Below are 4,026 nucleotides of genomic sequence, written 5' to 3' on the forward strand. Positions count from 1 at the left end.
CGTGGTGAGTCCCCATGGCGACAACACCAACACCCTGCCCCTGACCGACAATCAGACCAGTACCAGGGTCGGCGCGGGGGACGGGACCATCGACGGCCTGGACCTGGACGTCTGGGAGCTGTATGACGCCTACGGTCACCCAATCAACAACACCGTCAGCGTCAGCGGCGTAGCCAACACGCTCCAGCCCAAGGACGCGGCGACTGCGTCCGGCGGCGACCGGTACGGATGGCTAGGCGCCTACCAGCGACCCACCGCCCAGGCCACGGGGCTTATCCAGATGGGGGCCCGCCCCTACAACCCCAACACCGGCCAATTCCTGTCCACAGACCCCATCCCAGGCGGAAACGCCAACACGTACACCTACCCCGTCGACCCGGTCAACGAGGACGACGAGAGCGGGCTCTCCGATTGGTTCGACGAGGGGAGGAGATGCATTGACGCTGTCGGGGCACTGTCCTGCCGCCGAGCGCGCAATCTCCTCGCGGAAGTCGATAGAGTCATGAAGTTTCTCCGGGAGCAAGCGAAGTGGACGGAAAACCACGAAAATGCCGCGCGGCACTTCGTCGGATCAATCGTCCTTACGTTCTATGAAGGATACGACCGGGCTAAGAGTATCCTTCGTGCGCACGAGACGGAGGATCCGGCCCTTTGGGACGATGATAACCGGGCGGATTGGCTCAACAACCGTCAAGGACTCAAGCGGTGGCGGTGGGCGAACGCGAGACTTGCCAGCGCGCGCAGCGAGGGCAAGAGAATTCAGCGGGCGACGAACAAGTTCATTAGGCTCTGGGACAGCAGGAAGTCCCGCTTCTGGTGCCGAAAGGCCCGCTGGTCAGACCCCCCTGTGTATTCGCATCTGAGAAGATGTTGAGGAGCGAATCTGGTTGAGTCGCGTCGGTACGTGGAACGCATTTCAGCAAATGAGGCATGCATGGATCTGAACCCTCGCCATTCATTGTGGATTCGCTTATTCATTGGTGCAGGTATCGTTGTTCTTGTCTTTCTAATCCTCTACATCTCCGGACTGGCGGGGGTTGTGAAGGAGAAGGCATACCGAGCCGCAATGGGCTGCCCGACGATGGAATGGGCAGAGAGCCTTGCGCGCCGAGTTGAGTCGCTTGACCCAGACGGGCGGTTGGGAATCGTCGACTGCGACAGCGATCGGACAGTGATTCTGACTGTTACAGCTGGTCCGGGAACGCCTGTCAGCCGGTCTTGTGCTGGGATTCGCGAAGCCGCTGAGCAGGTCGGCTGGTCCGTTACCTCGCCCGGCACGCCGCCGGTGGGTCAACAAGTGTGCGACTATCAGCTGAAAGTGGACGTTGAGGGGTATCCAGCGGAGGCGACCGTATTCAGGGAGGGCGGGGAAGTGACCGTTGAGGCTCGAGCTATCGACTGAACCAGTCATCTGGGAATGCTCGCTTCAAGTGGCCCCACCCTTGCGGACTCTTAGGGGGTTTCTTCGAGGTGCGTGGTTGCGCGTTAGGCAAGCTTGATGGGCTCTGCACTCCATGGCTGTTGATATATATGACTGGGCGCTTGACCCGAAGGGGGTAATATGGTCAGAAAACAATCTGTGACCAGCGACTTCGTGCGAAGACACCCAATAGCGGTAACAGTGGGTACGGTTCTGATACTAATGCCGTTGATTGGCGTGCTCGCGACATCCAGTACAACCCCGTCTCGCCCTGGAGGTCCTGGACCTCCAGGGGACTTCGTATTGGTGCTTGTTGGCCTAATAGTACCGGCGCTGTTGATTTGCGGGTTGTTTATTGCCGCAGGTGTGTTGGTGATCGGTTGGCCAGCTTGGAAGGAGAGACGCCGCTCGACGATGGAGGCGCGATCCGAGGGGGACCCCTTGGCGCACCAATCACGCGATGACGCTTGCACGGCCGTACGGACTAAGGGATCGCTGGACGAAGCGGGTGCCGCGAAGATGAGCGATCACGGAAACCGGTTTGCGACATGGCAGCTCGCACTGGCTGTTGTCGCCGTGGCGGGCCTGGAGATGGCGACAGTAGCGTTCGTGGTTTACCGGGGCGTCACCGTCGAGAGCTTCACCGTGTGCAGGCCAGATGGGTGGGTTCCGGAGTCCATCCAGCAGATTGAGAATGTGATTCCGCCTGCGGCATCCGAGGTGAAGCCGCGGTCCTATGTCGGTGACTGCCCCGAGCCGACTGTCGCGGAGGTCCGCTTCCGGCTTCGGGGTGCGACGCAGGAAGTCAGGAGCATGATACGAGCCAGTGCGCTGCGGAATGGCTGGACAGCCACAAGCAATGGTGAATGCCTATCGAAGGTTATCGTTGGCCTGCGAGCGGGACTCTTTCTCCAGCCCGGCCGGAGCAGCGAGTGGGGCCTGTTCACCGAGGAGGTCCCCCAGGACGTAACGGACGGGGGCGCATCGAAGAGCCCCTACTACATTGATTGTGTCCGACTCTAGTTCGACGTGACGAAGCCTCTGCGCCCTCGTTCCTCGGCTCTTCGGATTTCGCGGGGGCGCGGCCTTGATCATGTTAGTGGTGACGCTGCTCTGGCGAGTGCGATGAGCCGGGCGACAAGGGAGGCCGCAAGCCATGGATACCGATGATGACGAGATTCGCTACGGCTTCTATGGCCCAGGCCGAGAGTTTCAAACACCTTCGGATCCCTATGAGGGTACTTGGCTCTGGCGTCCAGGCCCGGCTCGTCTGGCGGAATCGCGTGAGAGCTTCGCAGTTAGTGAGTTCGAGTTGCGGGATCCCCGTGTGGACAGGTGTCTAGAGGCGTTGCGCGCTGGCTACTCTGGCGTTGAATTTGGAGCGTTTAGCTTCAGCGGTGATGCGGTTCTCGACTTGTACGCGGGACATTGGGATCTTGCTGGCTACGGCTTTCTACCATTGTTGCTCTCGAGTGAGGCGGCGCGTTCAGCCCTGCCCGGTCTGATCCCTGCTGAGGGTGTGATGAACGAGGATCTCGAGGAGTCCGCCGAGGACTACGGCCGTCTGTGCTCGCAGGATGCCTTCTGCCTGGACGGGGAGATCGCGAGACTAGTCGGGGAGGGCGGTCCCTATCAGGGGTTTCGGGGAACGGACTCCGATGTCAAGGACATCACAGTTGGATTCGTTGCCGCGCTCCTGGGGGAGAGTCGCTATCGGCGCGCACCCGATGCATCGGGGAGATGGGATGATCAGACTGTAGTCGTGCTCGATCTCGGCGATGAATGGTCCGACTGGTTCTACTCCATCGCATGGGACAGGTCCCATGTGGTAGTCGACCATCACTATGGACGGGCCTTCGTCCTTTGCGTCACCGCGACAGACTGAACGGCCCTCTGTCGCCTGCGGTCGCGGACGTCGCCATCTCTTCGGAAGCGGTGCTCATGGGCTCGCCGAGTGTGACGGTTCTTCGATCTTCGACGTGAGCCGTGGGCGAGATCGGGTCTTCACGCCGCTGTCCGAGCGGCGCTGTCGAGCATTATGCGGGCGTGGTAGTTGGCCTGGTTGCGGTACCCTCGACCGGTCCTATTTGAAGTTCTTGCACGTCAGGTTCGCCGGTTCTTCGAACCTCAAGGGGATCGGTCGGCGGAGTCACAGCGCAACCTGTACGGTGGGGGTCCTTCTCAGTGCAGGCCATTGGCCTGGCTCCCACGTCTGCGCCGTTTGGTCCGTCGGTACTCCTCTACCGCCTTCTTGCTGCTCCGCCAGATCCCATCAGGGCCCTGAATCGCGTGTAGCCGACCGCGCTGAGCCGCCTGCCGCAGGGCTGGGAGAGAGAAATCCTTGTCGACTAGCGCTGCAAGGGGTATTTGACGGGCCGGGCCGGCCAGCGAGGGCATGATGAAGCGGTTGAGGTTGTCGTATATCCCCCGGGCGAGAATCTCGCCCAGCGGCCCGAAGTAACCGGCTCTTCGAAGTTAAGGGGGATTGATCTTCATCCCGTGGCTGCCAGTCGCTGGCGGCGCGTGCATGCCCACCGTACTCGTCGTCGCTGGTTTTCCAGGTTGCGAAAGCCAAAGGCGACCCGTGCGGCGTCTTTGATCAGGTG

The 4,026-nt window shown here is 61.1% G+C and carries 4 protein-coding genes; all 4 read left to right on the forward strand.

Annotated elements, in window-relative coordinates:
• Nucleotides 1-874: RHS repeat-associated core domain-containing protein (locus tag Q8P38_03355; GenBank protein ID MDP4013649.1), on the forward strand; the 874-nt coding region annotated here is incomplete at its 5' end.
• Between the two features lie 60 nt (nt 875-934).
• Nucleotides 935-1,402: a hypothetical protein gene (locus Q8P38_03360; protein ID MDP4013650.1), complete on the forward strand. Its 468-nt coding sequence runs from the start codon at nt 935-937 to the stop codon at nt 1,400-1,402.
• A gap of 537 nt (nt 1,403-1,939) precedes the next feature.
• Entirely contained in the window at nt 1,940-2,443 is a 504-nt protein-coding gene (locus Q8P38_03365; protein MDP4013651.1) for a hypothetical protein, read from the forward strand.
• 133 nt (nt 2,444-2,576) lie between these two features.
• Nucleotides 2,577-3,305 carry a hypothetical protein gene (locus tag Q8P38_03370; protein ID MDP4013652.1) on the forward strand — a complete coding sequence of 243 codons (729 nt, stop codon included), beginning with the start codon at nt 2,577-2,579 and terminating at the stop codon, nt 3,303-3,305.
• Nucleotides 3,306-4,026 lie beyond the last annotated feature (721 nt).

Source organism: Candidatus Nanopelagicales bacterium, from assembly GCA_030700225.1.
Taxonomy (GTDB): Bacteria; Actinomycetota; Actinomycetes; order S36-B12.

What these genes read in the sequence shown, in the direction of transcription:
- Q8P38_03360 (MDP4013650.1), top strand. Translation starts at nt 935, where the DNA reads ATGGATCTGAACCCTCGCCATTCATTGTGGATTCGCTTATTCATTGGT.
- Q8P38_03365 (MDP4013651.1), top strand. Translation starts at nt 1,940, where the DNA reads ATGAGCGATCACGGAAACCGGTTTGCGACATGGCAGCTCGCACTGGCT.
- Q8P38_03370 (MDP4013652.1), top strand. Translation starts at nt 2,577, where the DNA reads ATGGATACCGATGATGACGAGATTCGCTACGGCTTCTATGGCCCAGGC.